The sequence below is a fragment of the Eggerthella sp. BIOML-A1 genome, assembly GCF_009875595.1.
Classification (GTDB): domain Bacteria; phylum Actinomycetota; class Coriobacteriia; order Coriobacteriales; family Eggerthellaceae; genus Eggerthella; species Eggerthella lenta.
The window spans coordinates 287,075-306,628 of the sequence record NZ_WWRZ01000006.1; the positions used below are offsets into that span (position 1 = coordinate 287,075).

Annotated in this window: 16 protein-coding genes; 13 read left to right on the forward strand and 3 right to left on the reverse strand. The window is 65.3% G+C overall.

All coding sequences use genetic code 11. The annotated features are described in order from the left end of the window. The first annotated feature begins 258 nt into the window (after positions 1 to 258). Positions 259 to 1,368: a TerC family protein gene (locus GT590_RS09245; RefSeq protein ID WP_021410311.1), complete on the forward strand. Its 1,110-nt coding sequence runs from the start codon at positions 259 to 261 to the stop codon at positions 1,366 to 1,368. 93 nt (positions 1,369 to 1,461) lie between these two features. Here GT590_RS09245 and GT590_RS09250 read toward each other — a convergent pair whose 3' ends face one another. Beyond that, positions 1,462 to 2,373 carry a diacylglycerol kinase family protein gene (locus GT590_RS09250; RefSeq protein ID WP_009307153.1) on the reverse strand — a complete coding sequence of 304 codons (912 nt, stop codon included), beginning with the start codon at positions 2,371 to 2,373 and terminating at the stop codon, positions 1,462 to 1,464. 75 nt (positions 2,374 to 2,448) lie between these two features. On the opposite strand from GT590_RS09250, the gene rnd reads away from it, so the two are divergent. The 6 genes from rnd to GT590_RS09280 all read left to right on the forward strand — a co-directional run bounded on the left by rnd (position 2,449) and on the right by GT590_RS09280 (position 7,911). After that, positions 2,449 to 3,594 (forward strand): ribonuclease D, encoded by a 1,146-nt coding sequence (rnd, locus tag GT590_RS09255; protein ID WP_009307152.1) that lies wholly within the window; start codon positions 2,449 to 2,451, stop codon positions 3,592 to 3,594. Between the two features lie 158 nt (positions 3,595 to 3,752). Further along, a complete protein-coding gene (locus GT590_RS09260) occupies positions 3,753 to 4,424 on the forward strand; it encodes a zinc metallopeptidase (RefSeq protein WP_009307151.1) in 672 nt (223 codons plus the stop codon). A 9-nt stretch (positions 4,425 to 4,433) separates the two neighbouring features. Further along, complete coding sequence (gene xseA, locus GT590_RS09265) at positions 4,434 to 5,876, forward strand: exodeoxyribonuclease VII large subunit (protein ID WP_161171051.1); 1,443 nt, start codon at positions 4,434 to 4,436, stop codon at positions 5,874 to 5,876. Then, entirely contained in the window at positions 5,873 to 6,130 is a 258-nt protein-coding gene (xseB, locus tag GT590_RS09270) for an exodeoxyribonuclease VII small subunit (protein ID WP_009307149.1), read from the forward strand. The genes xseA and xseB overlap by 4 nt, the downstream gene beginning before the upstream one ends. Positions 6,131 to 6,163: 33 nt before the next feature. Continuing rightward, on the forward strand, positions 6,164 to 6,517 hold the full coding sequence (locus GT590_RS09275) for a histidine triad nucleotide-binding protein (protein WP_009307148.1): 354 nt from the start codon (positions 6,164 to 6,166) through the stop codon (positions 6,515 to 6,517). A 179-nt stretch (positions 6,518 to 6,696) separates the two neighbouring features. Continuing rightward, on the forward strand, positions 6,697 to 7,911 hold the full coding sequence (locus GT590_RS09280; protein ID WP_009307147.1) for an acetate/propionate family kinase: 1,215 nt from the start codon (positions 6,697 to 6,699) through the stop codon (positions 7,909 to 7,911). A gap of 79 nt (positions 7,912 to 7,990) precedes the next feature. On the opposite strand, the gene pta is transcribed toward GT590_RS09280, so the two are convergent. Next, on the reverse strand, positions 7,991 to 8,989 hold the full coding sequence (pta, locus tag GT590_RS09285; RefSeq protein ID WP_009307146.1) for a phosphate acetyltransferase: 999 nt from the start codon (positions 8,987 to 8,989) through the stop codon (positions 7,991 to 7,993). A gap of 219 nt (positions 8,990 to 9,208) precedes the next feature. Between pta and glf the strand changes: the two genes are divergently transcribed. The 3 genes from glf (at position 9,209) to GT590_RS09300 (ending at position 12,694) form a co-directional block, all read left to right on the forward strand. Continuing rightward, positions 9,209 to 10,423: a UDP-galactopyranose mutase gene (gene glf, locus GT590_RS09290; RefSeq protein ID WP_009307145.1), complete on the forward strand. Its 1,215-nt coding sequence runs from the start codon at positions 9,209 to 9,211 to the stop codon at positions 10,421 to 10,423. Positions 10,424 to 10,427: 4 nt separating this feature from the next. Continuing rightward, a complete protein-coding gene (locus GT590_RS09295; RefSeq protein WP_114538295.1) occupies positions 10,428 to 11,450 on the forward strand; it encodes a glycosyltransferase family 2 protein in 1,023 nt (340 codons plus the stop codon). Positions 11,451 to 11,635: 185 nt separating this feature from the next. Beyond that, positions 11,636 to 12,694 carry a hypothetical protein gene (locus GT590_RS09300; protein ID WP_114551591.1) on the forward strand — a complete coding sequence of 353 codons (1,059 nt, stop codon included), beginning with the start codon at positions 11,636 to 11,638 and terminating at the stop codon, positions 12,692 to 12,694. Between the two features lie 82 nt (positions 12,695 to 12,776). On the opposite strand, the gene GT590_RS09305 is transcribed toward GT590_RS09300, so the two are convergent. Next, positions 12,777 to 14,504 carry an OPT/YSL family transporter gene (locus tag GT590_RS09305; protein WP_009307142.1) on the reverse strand — a complete coding sequence of 576 codons (1,728 nt, stop codon included), beginning with the start codon at positions 14,502 to 14,504 and terminating at the stop codon, positions 12,777 to 12,779. A 145-nt stretch (positions 14,505 to 14,649) separates the two neighbouring features. On the opposite strand from GT590_RS09305, the gene GT590_RS09310 reads away from it, so the two are divergent. The 3 genes from GT590_RS09310 to cydC all read left to right on the forward strand — a co-directional run bounded on the left by GT590_RS09310 (position 14,650) and on the right by cydC (position 19,540). Continuing rightward, positions 14,650 to 15,450 (forward strand): type III pantothenate kinase, encoded by an 801-nt coding sequence (locus GT590_RS09310; protein ID WP_015760745.1) that lies wholly within the window; start codon positions 14,650 to 14,652, stop codon positions 15,448 to 15,450. Positions 15,451 to 15,557: 107 nt separating this feature from the next. Continuing rightward, complete coding sequence (locus GT590_RS09315; RefSeq protein ID WP_009608708.1) at positions 15,558 to 16,007, forward strand: YbaN family protein; 450 nt, start codon at positions 15,558 to 15,560, stop codon at positions 16,005 to 16,007. Positions 16,008 to 16,009: 2 nt separating this feature from the next. After that, positions 16,010 to 19,540, forward strand: a complete 3,531-nt coding sequence (cydC, locus tag GT590_RS09320) for a thiol reductant ABC exporter subunit CydC (protein ID WP_021410243.1) — start codon at positions 16,010 to 16,012, stop codon at positions 19,538 to 19,540. Positions 19,541 to 19,554: the final 14 nt, after the last annotated feature.

Consider the following 19,554-nt stretch of genomic DNA (forward strand, 5'->3'; position numbering starts at 1 on the left):
CGTTGTGTTGAATTACGGTTTCGGTCATTATGGAGTTCCTGCGTCGTGGTAGGATACCAGACGCCCGTGGGGGAGTAGTTGGCTTGCGTTTCGAAAGCGCAAGCGGCACGATCAACATCATGGCCGAAAGGCCTGGCGTGTCTTAAATAACGGGACTCATGGCGCGGTCCGCTCTCATGCGGCCGCGCCATGAGTCTTTTTTTATGGACGTCCCCCGCGCGGAACAGACGAGGAACTCGAAGAAGGAGCTTGCAACCCGTGGATCTATCAATCTTCGCGTCACCCGAGGCATGGATCAGCCTGGTCAGCCTCATCTTCCTGGAAATCGTGCTCGGCGTGGACAACCTGGTGTTCATATCGATCACGACGAACCGCCTGCCCGAGGACAAGCAGCACATAGGCCGTAAGCTCGGCCTGGCCGGCGCCCTGGTCATGCGAATCATCTTCCTATGTTTCGCGTCGTTCCTCGTGCATATGACCACGCCGCTGTTCACCATCGACCTCGGGCCTTACGCGCACGGATTCTCGGTGCGCGACCTCGTGCTGCTCGTCGGCGGCGGCTACCTTATATACAAGGGTATCGCCGAGCTGCGCGACACGCTCAAGCTGACCGAGCTCAAAGCCGAGCACTGCGAGGAGCACAAGGCGCTGCACCGTATCGCGCTGCCGCAGGCCGTGGGCACCATCATGGTCATGGATCTCGTCTTTTCCATCGACTCGGTCATCACGGCCGTGGGCATGGCCGACCACCTCATCATCATGATCATCGCCGTCATGCTGGCCGTGTTCCTCATGATGATCTTCATCGACCCCATCTCGAACTTCATCAACGGCCACCCCGAGATGAAGATGCTCGCGCTCACGTTCATCGTGGCCATCGGCGGCCTGCTGGTCATCGACAGCGCGGGCTTCCATACCGGCATCGAGCTTCTGCATATGCCGCTCGAGAAGCTGATCGTGTACTTCGCCATGGTGTTCTGCATCGTGCTCGAGCTCATCCAGATGCGCTACAACGCCAACTTCCTCGCGTGGCGCAAGGATCGTTGGAAGAACGAGACTGCCGCGCAGATCGACAGCGTGCGCGCCGAGATGATGGAGCAGATGAAGCGCGAGGACGCCCGGCCGCAAGACGCGGACGCGTCCGGCGTTTCGGACGCTCGTCCCGAGCGCATCACGCCGGTCATCATCGGAAACAACGTGTACGTCATGATGCCCATGGCGGGAGAGGACGCCGCGTCGTTCAAGGAGCTGATGGCGACTTCCGACACGGCGAACGCTGCGTTCGGCCAACCGCTCGAGATCGGCGCGCAGGTGGAAGACGTCCCCGCATCGGAAGATCCGTCCTACGAGGTTCCGGAAGGGAAGTAGCGCTTGTCGGAAAGGGACCTGCAGGCCCCTTTCCGTTCGGTTTGATGCCTGTTCGTCGATGTCGGACGAAGGCGATCCTCGTCGGACAGTTCCCTATTCGACGGCGAACAGGTCGTAGCCTTCCTCGCTCACGAAGAAGCGCGCCGCGCGCGGCAGGATGCGCGCCGAGAACGGGGTCATGAGGCGCGTCGCCTCGCCGTCGTACTGCACCTCCATGGGCGGGTCGGCTTCCACGCGCACCGTGCGTGCCCGGTGGATTTCCAGCGCGCCCGTGCGGTCGGGAAAGTCGCCGCCGCGGTCGAGGAGGCCGGCCAGCACCGCCGGAATCAGCTCGAAGGCGGTTTTCGCCTTGAGCACCACCACGTTGAACTCGCCGTCTCGCGGCTCGTTGTCGTGCGTTACCGTGATGTCGAACTGGATCTTCGAGAAATTCACGAGCAAGATGCCAAGCCCGTCGCTCTCCAGGCGCTCGCCATCGAGGTCGAGGATGAAATGCGATTTCTGCGGCATGGGGTTCGCGATGGCCGCCGATAGGTAGGCCATGGGACCGAACAGGCGCTTGCCCGCTTCGGCGCCGTGCATGATGGCCGCGTCGTAGCCCGCACCCGCCATGATGCCGAAGCCGAACTTGCGGCCTTCGACTTCGATCTCGCCGAGGTCGAAGTCGAGCGTGCGGCCCTCGCGCACCATCTTCGCCAGCGCGTGGGGCTCCATGGGGGAGGCCAAGTTGAGCGCAAGCAGGTTCGCGGTGCCGGCTGGGAAGGGCAGGACGGGGATGCCCGAGTCGGCGAGCATGTAGCTGACCGTGGCCACGGTGCCGTCGCCGCCGCTTGCGATGACGGCGTCGAACGACGCGGCGTCGTCCAGAAGGGTGCTCACTCCGGTGGTTCCGTCCGTCGAGCGCAAGCACGCCTCGTCGCCGTCCTGCATGAACGAGCGTACGAAGTCGTACACGGCTCCTTCGCCGAAGCCGGAGGAGAGGTTGTTGATGACGAGCAGTTTCACCGGTTCCCTTTCCGATCGTTTGCTATGATGGCATGGTACAACATGAACCGAGAAACACAAGGTAAGGAACACCGGGTGTACATAGCAAACCAAGAAAACCTCGCGGCGTTCGCGGAGCGCGCCATGCATTCCAGCGTGCTGGCCATCGATACGGAGTTTCTGCGCGAGAAGACCTACTATGCGAAGCTATGCCTGATCCAGCTCGCGACCGACGATGAGACGGCCATCGTCGATCCGTTCGCCGTCGACGATCTGAAGGTGCTCGCGCCCGTGCTGCGCAACGAGAACGTCATGAAGCTGTTCCATGCAGGCAACCAGGATCTGGAGATCCTGCTGCGTGAGGTGGGCGTGCTGCCGCATCCCCTGTTCGACACGCAGGTGGCCGCCGCGCTCCTGGGCCATACGCAGCAGATCGGCTACGCGGCGCTCGTGCATGCCGAGTGCGGCGTGACGCTGAAGAAAATCGACTCGTTCACCGATTGGTCGCGTCGTCCGCTGTCCGATTCGCAGTTGGAGTACGCGGCCGACGACGTGGTGTATCTGCCGCGCATGTACGAGCGCATGCGGGCGCAGCTCGTGGAGCTGGGGCGACTGTCATGGCTCGATCGCGACTTCGAGGATTTGGCGGATCCGGCGCGCTACGCCGCCAACGAGCGCGAGCGCTACAAGCGGCTCAAGCGCGTGTCCCAGCTGTCGCGCCGTCAGCTGTCGGCCGCGCGCGAGGTAGCGGCCTGGCGCGAGCTTGAAGCGCAGCGACGCGACGTGCCCCGCAAGTGGGTGGTCACCGACGAGCAGATCGTGGAGGCCTGCAAGCGCGAGCCCCGTTCCATCGACGACCTGTTCATGGTGCGCGGGCTGTCCGACCGCCTCTCCACGAAGGACGCGCGCACCGTGGTGTCGCTGATCGCGTCCGCGTTGGACGCGTCTCCCGACACCTGGCCAGAGCCTGATCGCTGCGGCAAGAACGAGCCGAACGTCGACGCGGAGCTGGATCTCATGTGCGCGCTCGTGCGGCTGCGCGCGAAGCAGAACGGCGTGGCGTTCCCCACGCTGGCCAGCCATGACGACCTGGCGCGCGTCGCGCGCGGGTACCGCGAGGGCGTCGATCTTCTGCGCGGTTGGCGTCGTGCGCTCGTGGGAGAGGAGCTGCTGGAGCTTCTGGAAGGCAGGCTCGCGCTCAGCATCGACGGCTCCGAGCTGCGCGTGGAGCATCGGAGTTGAGCGCCTCCGGCGTCTCGGCGCCGTCAGTTACGAATCTTTCGCGCTGAATCCATGACGGTTTCGAGGCGATCATCTGTTTCATTATAGAATAGCGGGGAACGAAAACGATGCGGACGAGAGCGTTCGCGCATGCAACCTTCTGAAGGAGTGTTACACCCATGTTCGGATTGAGCAACGGATACCTGCTGCTGATCGTCGTCACGCTGGCCATCGGCGGCCTTGCAACCTGGTACGTGAACTCCCAGCTTAAGAAATACACGCACGTGCCCATATCCACGGGCCTCACCGGCGCCGAGGCTGCGCGCCGCATGCTCATGTACTACGGCATCGGCGACGTCGAGGTGCATCGCGGCGGTCCCGGCCAAGACTTCTTCGACCCGCGGACGAACTCCGTCACGCTGTCGCCCGACGCCTACGCCGGGCGCTCCATCACGGCCACGGCCACGGCGTGCCACGAGGTGGGCCACGCCTGCCAGTACGCGCAAGGCTACGCTCCCATGAAGATCCGCGGCGCGCTGGTGCCTGTGGTGAACCTGGCGTCGAATGCGTGGATCTTCCTGTTGATGATGGGCATCTTCCTGAACATCGCCGGCCTCACCACGGCCGCCATCGTCATGTACGCCGCGGTGGTCATCTTCCAGCTGGTCACGCTGCCGGTGGAGTTCAACGCCTCGCAGCGCGCGATGGCCTACATGAACACGACGGGCCTGCCCCAGGCCGAGCAGGCGGGCTCGTTCAACGTGCTGCGCGCCTGCGCCCTCACCTACGTGGCGGCCGCCCTCACCTCCATCCTGCAGCTGCTGTGGCTGCTCGGCCAGCGCCGGGACTAGCGGCGAGCCATGGGGTACGGGGAGACGGCGCGCCAAGACGGCCTCGGCGCCGCGCTTGAGCGGGCTCGCGCGGCGACGCGCTCCGAGGGCGGGGGGTCGCCGGATGCGCTGTCGGTGTCGGGCGCGATGGCGTTGGCGAAGGGAGCGCTCGAGGGCGTGACCGTGAGGCTCGTGGGCGAAGTGTCCGAGGTCTCGAACAAGCCCGGCTACAAAGCCGTGTACTTCACCGTGAAGGACCAGCGCGCCGCGTTGCCGTGCATGATGTGGAACAACCGTTTCCAAGCGTCCGGCGTGCGGTTGGCCGTGGGCCAGCTCGTGGAACTGACCGGGCGTTTCGCGCTGTACGCACCGAAGGGCCGCATGAATTTCGACGTGTTTTCCATCGCGCTGGCCGGAGAGGGTAACCTGCGCATGCAGGTGGCGAACCTCGCGCGCAAGCTGGAAGCCGAGGGCCTTATGGCGCCGGCTCGCAAACGGCCGGTGCCTGCGTATCCGGCGCTCGTCGGACTGGTCACCTCGCCGCGGGGCGCGGCCGTTCACGACGTGCTGCGCACACTGCGCCGCCGGTTCCCGCTGGCTCGCGTGCTCGTCGCGGGCGTGGCGGTCGAGGGCTCGAACGCGCCCGCCGGCATCGTTGAGGGCATGCGCGCGGTCGTGCGCGCCGGGGCCGAGGTGGTGCTCGTGGTGCGCGGCGGCGGGTCGTTCGAGGATCTCATGCCCTTCAACGACGAGGGGCTGGCGCGCATGATCGCGAAGTGCCCCGTGCCGGTGGTCACCGGCATCGGCCACGAGCCCGACACGTCCATCGCCGACATGGTGGCCGACCTGCGCGCCTCTACGCCCACGGCCGCCGCCGAAGCCGTAAGCCCCGCCCGCGAGAGTCTCGGCCGCTTGTTCGAGGCGCGTTCGTCGTCGCTGCGCGCCAGCATGTCCCGGGCGCTCGACCGCGCCGGGGCCGAGGTGCGGCGCTGCGCTACGCGTCCGCTGTTCTGCGACGCGCAGCTTCTGTACGCCACCGAGGCTCAGATGCTCGACCTGGCCTCCGATCGTCTGTTCCGGGCGCTGCCCGCGAACCTGGCGCGCGACGAGGCTTCGGTCGCGCGCCAGCGCGAGCGCTTGGCCTGCGCGTTGCCAGCCAGCCTCGATCGCAGCCGCACGCGTCTCGAGCACGAGCGCGAGCGCCTGGCGTCGTGCGGCGGCGCTCTCGTGCCGCGCTTCGGGCAACAGGCGGCGCTTGCCGCCGCGCGTCTGCACGACCTGTCGCCGCTTGCCGTGCTGGGGCGCGGCTACGCCATCGCGCGCACGGAAGACGGCGCCGTGGTCAAGAGCGTGGAGGCCGCGCCGCCTGGCACGGCCGTGGACGTCGCCGTCGCGGACGGCGTGCTCGCCTGCCGGGTGGAGCAAGCCAGGCGCGTGGACACCGAAATCATCGATTGGGAGGATGCATCATGACGGAGAACACCGAACTCAGGCCCATCGAGGAGCTGACGTTTCGCGAGGCCATGGCCGAGCTGGACGGCATCGTCGGAGTGCTGGAAAGCAATTCGCTGGAGCTGGAAGACAGCCTGAGAAGCTACGAGCGCGGCGTGGCCCTGCTCGCGGCGCTGCAAGGCCGTCTGGCTGAGGCTCAGCAGAAAGTGGACGTGCTCATGGGCGAGCTCGTGGCCGACGCCGACGACGGTGCGCGCGACACCAGCTTGTCCTAGCGGGGAAAACCGGCTTTCGAGAAGGAGAAGGATATGCGCAAGGAAGACTGCCTGTTCTGCAAGATCGTGGCGGGGGAGATCCCCTCGGCGAAGGTGTACGAGGACGACCGCGTGCTCGCGTTCGAGGACGTGAACCCGCAGATGCCCGTGCACACCCTCATCGTGCCGAAGAATCACTACGACAACATCGGAGACGGCATCCCCGACGACGAGATGGGTTATCTGTTCAACACGGTGAAGAAGATCGCCGAGCTCAAGGGCATCGCCGAGAGCGGTTACCGCGTGATCGTCAACACGAACGACGATGCGCAGCAGTCCGTGCATCATATCCACGTGCACGTGCTGGGCGGCGCTCCCATGAACTCGGGCGATCCTTCGGCGAAGTAATATTCTGACCTGCGAATACGCTTCGATCGAGGTCGTCTTGCCGTTGTCCGGCAGACGGCCTCGACGCTTGTTTTCGGTGAGCGGCGCGCCGCTGGCCGATACAGGCCTCCGTTTGCCCGCGGAGCTTTCCGCCGCCACCTTAGAATATATGCTTTAGGAATACCGAAGGAGGCAGGTCGTTGAACGTACTAGTCATCAATGCGGGGTCATCTTCCTTGAAGTACCAGCTGGTCAACGTGGAGCAGCAGGAGCTGCTTGCGAAGGGCATCTGCGAGCGGGTAGGTTCGGCCGAGGCGTTCCATAAGCACGGCCTCGATAAGAACGAAGAGGTCATCGATGCCAAGATGGCCGATCATGACGATGCGATGGCGCTCGTCCTCGAATCGCTGACGAGCGGGCCGACGAAGGCCATCGACTCGCTCGAGGAAATCGATGCGGTAGGCCATCGCATCGTGCAGGGAGGCAAGTACTTCGATCGCTCGGTGCTTATCGACGACGACGTCATCCAGAAGATCGACGAGCTGGCGGAGCTCGCGCCTCTGCACAACAAGGCGGCGCTCATGGGCATCAACGCGTGCCTCAAGCACATGCCGAGCACGCCGATGGTTGCCGTGTTCGATACGTCGTTTTTCCAGACGCTGCCGCCGAAGGCTTACATGTACCCCTTGCCCTACGAGCTGTACGAGAAGTACGCCATCCGCAAGTACGGCGCCCACGGCACCTCGCACCGCTACATCTCCGAGCGCGCGGCCGCCGTGCTGGACGAGCCGATCGAGGACCTCAAGCTCATCACGTGCCACCTGGGCAACGGTTGCTCGATATCGGCCATCGACCATGGTGTGGCGGTGGACACCTCCATGGGCCTCACGCCGCTCGACGGCCTTATGATGGGCACGCGCTGCGGGGCCATCGACCCGGCCATCGTCCCGTTCGTGATGGAGCACGAGGGCCTGACTGCGGGCGAGATGAACGACCTCATGAACAAGAAATCGGGTCTTCTGGGCATATCCGGCATCTCGAACGACCTGCGCAGCGTGAGGGATGCCTCCGAGCAGGGTCACGAGCGCGCCATGCTGGCCTACGACATGTACTCGAACTCGGTGAAGAAGTATATCGGCCAGTACATCGCCGTCATGGGCGGCGTGGATGCCATCGTGCTCACGGCCGGCGTCGGCGAGAACTGCGAGAAGATGCGCCGCATGATCTTCGCGGGCTTGCAGCCTCTCGGCATGATCCTCGACGAGGAGAAGAACCGCCAACGCGGCTTCGAGCGCGAGATATCCACCGAGAGCTCTCCGGTGAAGATCATCATCATCCCCACGAACGAGGAGTACATGATCGCTCGCGACACTTACGAGATTCTCCATGAGAAAGTGGACGTCCCGCTGGTGTAAACGCACGAAGCTGTAAACGACGAGGCCCCCGCAGTTCAACGCGGGGGCCTCGTCGTTTGGCAAGCAGGCGGCGTCCGCCTTACTCCGCCTGCTTCGCTTGAGCCTGCACGCAGGTGATGGCGATGACGCCGACGATGTCGTCGGCGGTGCAGCCGCGGGAAAGGTCGTTCACGGGGGCGGCGATGCCTTGGGTGATCGGACCGTAGGCTTCGGCCTTCGCCAGGCGCTGCACCAGCTTGTAGCCGATGTTGCCGGCATCGAGGTCGGGGAATATCAGCACGTTGGCCTTGCCTGCGACGGGGGAGTCGGGAGCCTTCGAGGAGCCCACGGACTCGACGATGGCCGCGTCCAGCTGCAGCTCGCCGTCGAGCGCGAGACCGGGCGCCAGCTCCTTCGCGATGGCCGTTGCTTCGACCACTTTGGCCGCGTCGTCGTTCTTGGCCGAGCCGTAGGTCGAATGCGACAGCAGCGCCACGGCGGGCTCGGTGCCCATGAGCGTCTTCCACGACTTCGCGGAGTTCACGGCGATGTGCGCGAGCTTTTCGGCATCGGGCTGCACTTCCAGGCCGCAGTCCGAGAACAGGAACGTCCCCTCTTGGCCCAGGTCGCAGTCGGGCACCACCATGACGAAGAACGAGCTGACCAGCTTCACGCCCGGCGCGGTCTTGAGGATCTGCAGGCAGGGGCGCAGCACGTCGCCCGTGGCATGGCATGCGCCGGCCACCATGCCGTCGGCGCCGCCGGTCTTCACCATCATCACGCCGAAGTACAGCACGTCGTCCATGAGGCCCATCGCCTGCTCGGGCGTCATCCCCTTGGCCTTGCGCAGCTCGTAGAGCGCCTCGGCGAACCCTTCGCGCAGCTCGGACGTGCGCGGGTCGATGATGCGCGCACCGCTGAGCTTGTAGGGGCTGGCCGCGATGGCGTGGGCGTCGCCGAGGATGACGAGGTCGGCGATGTCGTCGGCCAAGATGCGCTCGGCCGCCGCCAGGGTGCGCTCGTCGTCGCCTTCGGGCAGCACGATCGTCTGGCGATCCGCTTTGGCGCGGGCGAGCATCGTTTCCAGGAATGAACTCATGGCAGGCCTTTCGATTCGCGCGACGCCCTCTTCGCATGCTGCAGCGGCGGGTCGTCGCTCGCTTCCATTTTATCCGCTTTGTATGATAATCCACGCAACCCGGAGCCTTCCCGGTAAAATAGCGTTCGGCATCTATGGCGCGGCAAATACCGCGCTTTATTTCTAGGATATCGCGACCGCGCGGTTCGTGCGGGTCAATACGGACAAGGAAGGTTCCCCATGGGTGTGCGTTACTGCGATTTGCATGACATCGATCGAGGCGATTTCGACGCCGTGGTGGTGGGCAGCGGGTTCGCCGGCAGCGTCATGGCGCGCGAGCTGGCAGAGCGCGGCGGCAAGCGTGTTCTCGTGATCGAGAAGAAGCCCCATATCGCCGGCAACATGTACGACGAGGCCGACGAGGCGGGCATCCTCGTGCACCGCTATGGGCCGCACATCTTCCACACCAACGACAAGCGCGCGTTCGACTACGTCCGCCGCTTCACCGAGTGGCGCGACTACCAGCACGAGGTGCTGGCCGACTGGTACGGCACGTACATGCCGGTGCCGTTCAACAAGAACTCGATGGAGATCGCCTTCGGCGAGGAGCGCGCCTCGCAGCTCATCGAGAAGCTCATCGCCACGTTCGGCGACGAGCGCAAGGTGACCATCACCGAGCTGCGGAGCGTCGACGACCCCGATCTCACCGAGGTGGCGGACTTCATCTACAAGAACGTGTTCCTCTACTACACGCAGAAGCAGTGGGGGCTCACGCCGGAGGAGGTGGATCCGTCGGTGACGGCGCGCGTGCCCGTGTTCCTGTCGCGCGACAACCGCTACTTCCAAGACGCCTACCAGGGCATGCCGCTCGAGGGCTACACCCCGCTGTTCGAGCGCATGCTCGACCACGAGCGCATCATGGTGTGCCTGGAAACCGAAGCCGAGAACGTGTTCGAACTGGAGTTCGAGAGCAACGACGAGAACGCGCCTCTGTCCGCCATTCTCATCAAGGGCGCGCCGTTCGAGGGGCCCATCGTCTACACCGGGCCGCTCGACGAGCTGTTCCTGTCGCGTTTCGGCCGACTGCCGTACCGCAGCCTCGATTTCGTGTACGAGACGCACGACGTCGAGCACGTGCTGCCTTGCGGAACGGTGAACTTCACGGTGACCGAGGATTACACGCGCATCACCGAGTTCAAGTACCTCACCGGCCAGGTAAGCGACAAGACCACCATCATGAAGGAGTACAGCCACTCCTACGACGATCCGAAGAAGCAGATCCCGTACTACGCCATCATCAACGACGAGAACGCCGCGCACTACGAGCGCTACCGCGCGCTCACCACGTCGCTTCCGAACTTCCATCCGCTGGGCCGTCTGGCCGAGTACCGCTACTACAACATGGACGTCATCATCGGCCGTGCGCTGGCGCTCGCCGACGAGCTGGTGGGGTAGCGGCATGAAGACCATCTCCTTCGCCGTGCCGTGCTACAACTCGGCCGCCTACATGGATACCTGCATCGAGTCGATTTTGAAATGCGGGGACGACATCGAGATACTCATCGTCAACGACGGATCCACGAAGGACGACACGGCCGCCAAGGCCGATGCGTGGCAGGAGCGTCACCCCGGTTTGATCCGCGCCATCCATAAGGAAAACGGCGGTCATGGATCGGCGGTGAACATGGGATTGGCGAACGCGACGGGCCGCTACTTCAAGGTGGTGGACTCCGATGACTGGCTCGACGAGCACGCCATGGCCGAGATCATGGTTTACCTGCGCCGTCAGGCCGAACTGCCGCATCCAACCGATCTCGTCATCGGCAACTACGTGTACGAGAAGGTTCACGAGGGCGCGCGCACGGTCATGCACTACCGTAACGTGTTTCCCGAGGGGCGCGAGTTCGGCTGGGCCGACGTGGGCCATTTCGGGCAAAGCCAGTATCTGCTCATGCACTCGGTGATCTATCGTACCGAGCTTTTGCGGGACATCGATCTCAAGCTGCCCGAGCATTGCTTCTACGTGGACAACATCTTCGTGTACGTTCCTCTTCCGCATGTGAAGACCATCTACTACCGTGACGTGGACATGTACCGCTACTTCATCGGGCGCGAAGATCAGAGCGTGAACGAGAACGTCATGATGGGTCGCATCGACCAGCAGCTGCGCGTGACGCGCGAGATGATCGATGCCGTGCGCCTGCCCGACGACGTGCCCGAGAAGCGCCTGGAGCGCTACATGGAGAACTACCTGTCCATGATGATGTGCATCTGCTCCATCTTCCTGCGCATGATCGACACCGACGAGGCAGAGGACAAGCGCGAGGCCATCTGGGAGTACCTCAAAGCGCACAATCCGGACGCCTACCGTCCCATCCGGCGCAGCACGCTCAACATGGGCACGAACCTGCCCACCTCGTTCGGTCGCCGCATCGGCATCACCGGCTACCGTATGGCTCAGAAGATCTTCAAGTTCAACTAGCGTGCATGCGGAACGGCGAGTCCGTTAGCGGAAGCTGTCGCCCGAAACGGACAGAATCGCCGCTCAAACCGTCCGTTTCGGGCGACAGTGTTCGTCTTGCGAACTGCGCGGCTCAAGCCGTCAGGTTGTTTGTTTTCTGGGAAGATGGAACGAAGTTGCATGGATGCGGATGGCGGTGGTGCGCGATGAAAGCCAACGATGTCGAAATGGCCCAGCTTTTCCTTCGGGCGGAGCGCATGCGGATGTGCGCGATTTCGTCCTGCGAGCGGACGCGCAAGATTCTGCGGCGGCATGTGGAGCGAGGTGAGGTCGTACGGCCTGCTCGGGGCATGTATGCCAGAGCCGCTTATTGGAGCGGGCTTTCGAAGCCCGAGAAAATGCTTCATGTGATGCGCACTGCACAGAGCATTCATCCCGATTGGGTTTTCTGTCACGAATCGGCTGCCGTTGCGTTCGGTCTGCCGGTATCGTACGAGAGGCTGGGCGCAATCCACGTTGCGACGACCCGATCGAATCGCAATGCGAACTCGAAGACCGTTCGGTGGCACGTTGTCGCCGAAGACGAATCCGTCATTGTGCAGGGACTCCGTGTGACGTCGCTGCAGAGGACCGTCTTCGATTGCATGCGCATGGCGGATTTCGGGCAGGCCCTGGCCGTTGCGGATTTCGCGCTACGCCTCGGTGGGGGCAGGGCAAGCGCGTTCGTTTCCCATGTTAGGCGCATCGGCGGCAATCTCGAAGGAGCGGCACATGCCATGCGGACGATGCACTACGCTGATGCCCGTAGCGAAAGCGGTGGCGAATCCATCGCGCGCGCCGCGATGATCCAGCATGGCTTCGCGCTTCCCGAGCTTCAGGTGGCTTTGCCTCGGCCGCTCGATCGACGGCGTTCGTATCGCGTCGACTTCCTCTGGACGCGGCTGGACGGCAGCAGGGTTATCGGCGAGTTCGATGGGATGCAGAAGTACGAGGACGCGGCGCTGCGCGGCGGCCGGACACCGATGCGCGTCCTTGCCGACGAACAGCACCGAGAGGCTCAGCTCACCCTTTACGGCATGCCGATCATGCGGTTCTCGAGCAAAGACGTGGCGAACACGGGTCGCTTCGTCAAGCTCCTCGATCAGTATGGAATTCCTCGGGACGATGAAACGGCTCGTGTCGTTCGGCGCCTGTCGCGCTCTCGCTCGACTTCGGCGCACGTGTTCGCCGTATGCGCCTTGCACGACGAGCCATTCTTCGCCTGATTGGGGAAGCTGTCGCCCAAAACGGACGGAATCGCCGCTCAAACCGTCCGTTTCGGGCGCCGCGGCCGCGATCACGCCGCGTTTACGCTCCCAGGCCCGTCGCCACGGCGGCGAGCGCCACCAGGACGCCTACGATGGATTCGCCGCCCAGCAGGCCGGACGACACCACGAGGCCCGTTTCGCCCTGGGCCTTCTCCTTCTCCGCGGCCGCCTCGGGCGAGAGCCCCTTGCGGCGCAGCTTGCACACGGCGTCGTAGGCGACTTTGGCCATGGCTCCCAGAAACGCGGTCAGCGACATGTAGAAGGGCAGGTAGATGCCCAGCCCCAGCATCATGGCGGGGAAGTTCAGCAGGTAGAGGACGAATCCCGCCGCAAGCCCGATGGCGAACGCCGGCACCGAGGGGATGCCCGACACCATGGTGGCCACGACGGACGCCTGCGCGGACACGAACGACGCCGTGGGGCCGAACGACTCGGGGCCGTACGCGCTCACGAGGATCGCCATGACGGCGACGGCCACCAAGGCGCCCAGCACGGCGCCGATGGCCTGGCCGATCCACTGCGCCTTGGGGCTGGTGCCCAGCACGTGGCCGGCGTGGAAGTCGTTCATCACGTCGCCGGCCAGCCCGCACGCCACGGCCACGATGCCCGCGACGAAGAAAAGCTGCACCTGCGGCACGCTGGATACGGCCGCCACGGCCAAAAGCACGATGAGGCCGAATATCTCCATGGGGTCGATGCCCGTCTGGCCGACGCTCTGCGCGCTCATGGCCGTGGCGACGAAGGCGAGCAGCACCACGATGACGGCCGGGACGGGGCCCAGCTGCAGGCCGAAGCAGACGATGAGCGCGACGGCGGCCACGGCGAGCGCGGCCAGCCCGGCGGTGAGGCGGAAGCTGCCGATGCGCAGCCGTCCGTCCTTAGCGCCGCTTGCGGGCGCATCCATGGTGCTTGCGGCGGTGAGGCCGAACGCGTTCGAGCTGCGGGCGTCGCGCAGCATGCGCCAGGCCTTGGGCAGGATGTTCTTGAAGATGACGCCCAGGCCCGCGCCCATCATGACGCCCATACCGAGGCTGGACACGATGCCCTGCGCGGACGCCACGTCCCAGAGTCCCGCGGCCGAGCCGCCCACGATGATGCCGAAGTTCGCCAGCAGCGCTCCGACGAACCACACGACGACGGCGCCCGTGCCCACGAGGAAGCCCACGGCCAGAAGCATCGGCGACAGGTAGATGCCGAACGCAACGCCGGGGACCGCGGCGTTGCCGAAGAGCATCGCGGGGATCACGCCGAAGAAATCGCGCAACGCCGTGAACGCGCCCGCGAAGCCCATGGAGCCGAACAGCTTCCAGCCGGTCTTGCCGCCGGAATCGCCCGCGATGAGCGTCTGGGCGGCCGCTTCGCCGATGGGGTACTCCAGCTCGGAGTCCTCGATGAAGTGGCGGCGCAGAAGCGCGGTGCAGACGAGGCCCATGATGACGCCCGAGACGGCTACGAGGAGCATCTCGAACCAGCCCACCTCGTCGGCGTAGCCCAGCATCCAGATGCCGGGGATGGTGAAGGCCAGGCCGCCCGCCACCATGGCGCCGGCGCTCATCACGGTGTGCGTGACGTTCGCCTCGTTGAGGCTGGCCTTGCCGTGCCCGAGGGCCTTGAGGAAGAACAGCGAGATGATGGCCGCGAACACGATGGGCCAAGGAAGCGCCCCCATCTTGAGGGCCGTGTACACCGATGCCGCGGTGATGATGGCGCAACCGACGCAGCCTATGACGATGCCGCGCAGCGTCAGCTGCCCTTTGACAGAATCCATTCTCTTCTCCTTTGCGTATATCCGCTTCCCCTCACGTTTTAGGAAGTCGGGTTACTGAACGGACGGGTACAGTATACTGGACGAAAAGGGCGAGCGGTATCGCTAAATTCGCATGATTGTGGCAATTCGGGAAGGGCGGGAGGCTATGGACAACGGAAGGGACGCAGCGCGCACGGTGCTATGCGTGGACGTGGGGAACTCGGATACGAACCTGGGCCTCTTCGTCGGCGGCGAGCTGGAAGCCACCTGGAAGGTGACCACGACGGAGCGCATGACGGCCGACGAGGCGCGCATGCGGATGGCGGGGCTGTTCGACATGCTGGAGCGCGACGGCCGTCGTGCGATCTGCGACGATGCCGTCATCGCGTCGGTGGTGCCGGGGCTCACGGATGCATGGGTGACCGCGACGCGCGCGCTTACCGGCCGACGCCCCCTCGTGGTGGGACCCGGCGTGAAGACGGGCGTGAAGATGCGCTACAACGACCCCGGCGAGCTGGGAGCCGACCGGGTAGCCGACCTCGTTGCCGCCCGCACGGCCTATACGGCGCCCTTCATCGTGGTGGATCTGGGCACGACGACGAACTTCGAGGTGGTTGACGAGGGCGGCTCGTTCGTGGGCGGCATCATCGCGCCCGGCGTGAAGCTGTCGGCGAAGGCGCTGTCGGATGCCGCCGCGCAGCTGGCGATGGTCGATCTCAAGGCCCCGGCATCGGTGGTGGGCAAGAACACGCGCGAGGCCATGCAGGCGGGCGTCGTGATGGGGGAGGTCGCGCTCATCGACGGCCTCATCGACATGGTATGGCGCGAACTGGGCTACGAGACCGACGTCATCGCCACGGGCTCGGATGCCGCTGCCATCGCCGCGCTGTCGCAGCGCGTCGCCCGTACCGACGAGCATCTCACCCTGCGGGGCCTGAGCATGCTGCACACGTTGAACCGTCGCTAAAAATTAACCAAGGTTTACAATTTAATCCAGTTCGCGTACAATTCCCACCTTGTTAGACAAAGGTAACTATTTGCCGGCGCAGGGCGTCGGCGCTGGGAAGGATGCTCATGACGAACGAGAGAGACCGGCGCGCGGCCAGGTGCCTTCGCGCCCTGTGGGCGGTCGGGGGCTTCGCCTGCTTCGGGCTTGGGGCGCTGGGGGCGGTGCTTCCCGTTCTGCCGACGGTGCCGTTCCTGCTGGGAGCCGCGTACTGCTTCGCGCGCAGCTCGGAGCGCCTTGACGCATGGTTCCATGGGACGAAGCTGTACCGCACCGTGCTCGAAGGCTTCGCGAAGAAGCGCGCGATGACCGTGAAGGCGAAGCTCATGCTGCTGGGCCCCGTCACGCTCGTGTTGGGCGCCTCGTTCCTTCTGATGGCGAACGTGCCGGTGGGACGCGCCGTCGTTGCTGCCGTATGGGTGGCGCATGTCGCGTATTTCGGCTTCATCGTGAAGACGGATCGCGGCTCTGCGACCGAGCGCGGCTCCGAACGCGTTGTCGAGCGGACGGAGGGCTAGGCATGTTCAGCAAACGGCTGGCGGGCATGGTGCCCGAAGCGCGCAAGTACGTAGCGGCAAGCGTCGCGCTCCAGTGGGTCGCGCTCGCGGCGAACATAGCGCTCATGCTGCTCATGGGGGCGTTCGTGCAGTCCCTCGTCGAGGGTGGGGACGTCGCCGCGTCGCGGGCGAACCTCGTGATGGCCGCTGCGGCGGCTATCGTCGTGCGCGTTTGCTGTTTGACGCTCTCGCAGCGCATGGGCCAGGCGGCGGCTGCGGCCGCGAAGCGCACCGTGCGCAAGCTCGTATACGACAAGCTCGTGCGCCTCGGTCCGTCGTACTCCGAGCGCGTGTCCACGAGCGAGGCCGTGCAGGTGAGCGTCGAGGGCACCGAGCAGCTGGAGAGCTACTTCGGTTCGTACCTGCCCCAGCTGTTCTATTCGGTCTTGGCGCCGCTCACCCTGTTCGCCTGTCTCGCGCCGCTGTGCTTTCCGGCTGCCGTGGCGCTTCTGGCCTGCGTGCCGCTCATACCCGCGTCCATCGTCGCCGTGCAGAAGATCGCGAAGCGCGCGATGGGCTCGTACTGGGACGCCTACACCGACTTGGGCGCGACGTTCCTCGAGAACCTGCAGGGCCTCACCACGCTCAAGATCTACCGCGTCGACGCCGATCGCCACGAGGCGATGAACCGCGAGGCCGAGACGTTCCGCCAGGCCACGATGCGGCTTTTACGCATGCAGCTGAACTCCGTGACGGTGATGGACGTGTTCGCCTACGGCGGGGCGGCGGTGGGCATCGTCATGGCGCTGTGGCAGTTCTCGCTCGGGCAGGCGCCGTTTTTCGCGGCTTTCGCCGTGATATTCCTGGCGGCCGAGTTCTTCATCCCGCTGCGCACGCTGGGGTCGTTCTTTCACACGGCCATGAACGGCATGGCGGCGGCCGACAAGATGTTCGCGATTCTCGATGCGCCGGAACCCAAGCGCGGCTCGCGCGTCATCGAAGCCGATCGCATCTCCTTTGCATGCCGCGGCGTGGGGTATTCCTACGATGGCGAGCGCACCGTGCTTTCCGACGTGGATTTCGATGCGGCCGCCGGATCGTTCACGGGCATCGTCGGCGAGAGCGGTTCGGGAAAGTCGACGTTGGCGGGCATCCTGTCGGGACGCAACGCCGGATTCGCGGGGTCGGTCGAAGTGGGCGGCGTGCCGATCCAGGAGGCGTCGCGCGCCTCGCTTGCGAGCACCGTCACGGTCGTTCCGTTCTCGAGTTACCTGTTCAAGGGGAGCGTGCGCTCGAACCTGCTGCTAGCCGACCCCCAGGCGAGCGACGAGGAGCTGTGGGAGGCGCTTCGTCGCTGCCGCGCAGAGGGGTTCGTGGAGCAGGCGGGCGGGCTCGATGCAGCGATAGCGGAGGAAGGCGGAAACCTTTCGGGTGGTCAGCGGCAGCGACTCGCGCTGGCTCGCGCCTTGCTCCGAGATACGCCTGCGTACGTGTTCGACGAGGCCACGTCGAACGTCGATGCGGAGAGCGAGCGAGCCATCGTCGAGGTCGTCCATGAGCTGGCGCGCACGAAGACCGTCGTCGTGATCTCGCATCGCCTGGCGGCCGTGGCCGGCGCCGACCGCATCTACGTGTTGGAAGACGGCCGTGTGGCAGAAGCCGGGACGCACGGCGAATTGCTGGAGCACGGCGGCCCGTATGCGCGCCTATGGAGCCGGCAAGCCGAGCTCGAGCGCTTCTCTGCGGCGGTCGAAGCGGACGATCCCGAGGATCGGCTGACGGAGGCGCCGTCTGCGGTTTCCGGAGGATCCGCGCGCGCCGCGGCCGAGCCTGCGCGCTGCCCCGACTGCCCTGCGCATGGGCGAAGAGGGGAAGAGCCTGCGCCCGTCGAGCCGACGCGCCGATCGCACTTGTCGGTGATGCTGCGGCTGGTGGGGCTCGTGCGCCCTCTGGCTCCCTGGATGGCGTTGGCCGTCGTGCTGGGAGTGCTGGGCTTCGGGGCGGCCATCTTCCTTACGGTGTTCGGGGTCTACGCGCTCGTCGACCTGGCGGGCTTTCCGCAGACTGTCGGCTACGGCGCCGCGCTGGCGCTCGTGGCCGTCTGCGGCGTCGCGCGCGGGCCTCTGCGCTACGGCGAGCAGCTGTGCAACCATTATCTCGCGTTCAAGCTGTTGGCGCTCGTGCGCGACCGCGTGTTCGCCGCGCTGCGCCGCTTGGCTCCGGCGAAGCTGGAAGGCCGCGACAAAGGCGACCTTGTTTCGCTTGTGACCGGCGATATCGAATTGCTGGAGGTGTTCTATGCGCACACGTTGTCCCCGGCGATCATCGCGTTCGTTGTGTCTGCGGGCATGACGGCGTTCGTCGCGACGATATCTCCGGCGCTGGGGTTGCTGGCTCTTGCATCCTACCTGCTGGTGGGCGTAGCGGTGCCGTACGCCTCCTCGAAGGCCAGCGGCATGGGCGGGCGCGAGCTGCGGGAGGGACTGGGCGGTATGAACGCGTTCGTGCTTGACAGCTTGCGAGGCTTGCGCGAGACGCTGCAATTCGGCCGAGCGGCCGAACGTTCGCGCGAGCTGGACGAACGCATGGACGAGCTTGCCCGCGCGGAAGCGCGCCTCAAGGGGCGCGGCGCTCTGGCGATGTCGTTGACGAACGGGCTGGTGCTGGCGCTCGACGTTGCGATGGTGCTGGCGTCGGGGGCGCTGTGCTTGTCCGGTGCCATCGCGCCCGACGGAGCTCTTGTGGCCACGGCCGCCCTCATGTCGTCGTTCGGCCCGGTCATCGCCGTGGCGAATCTCGGCTCCACGCTGCAGCAGACGCTTGCGTCCGGGGGGCGCGTGCTTGAGCTGCTTGACGAGCGCCCGCAGACCGAGGAGGTCGACGACGGTGTGGATCTGGGGACGTTCTCGGGCGCCGCGGTGCGTCGCGTCGACTTCTCCTATGGAGGGTATCCCGTGCTCGACGACGTGAGCCTGCGCATCGAACCGGGCAGCGTGGTGCACCTGTCCGGGCGCAGCGGTTCGGGCAAGTCGACGCTGTGCAAGCTGCTCATGCGCTTTTGGGATGCCACGCGCGGCGTGGTGGAGGTGTCGGGCACGGATGTGCGCCGTGCGAACACGGCCAGCTTGCGCGAAACGCAGGGCTACATGACGCAGGAAACGCATCTGTTCGCCGGCACCATAGGCGAGAACATCCTCCTTGCGAAGCCGAGCGCCTCGCCCGAAGAGCTGGCCGAAGCATGCCGCAAGGCGGCGTTGAGCGGTTTGATCGAACGTCTGCCGCGCGGGCTGGACACGCCGGTGGGCGAGCTGGGGGAGACGCTCTCGGGAGGCGAGCGGCAGCGCATAGGCCTTGCACGCGTGTTCCTGCACGACGCGCCGTTCGTGCTGTTGGACGAGCCCACGTCGAACCTCGACAGCCTGAACGAGGCCGCCGTGCTCCGCGCGCTCTCCGAGGGCCGCGGCGACAAGACCGTCGTGCTGGTGAGCCATCGCGCCTCGACCGCCGCGATAGCCGACGTGGAATACACGGTGGATCGAGGACGGTTAGGTTAAGGGTCGAGCGCCGT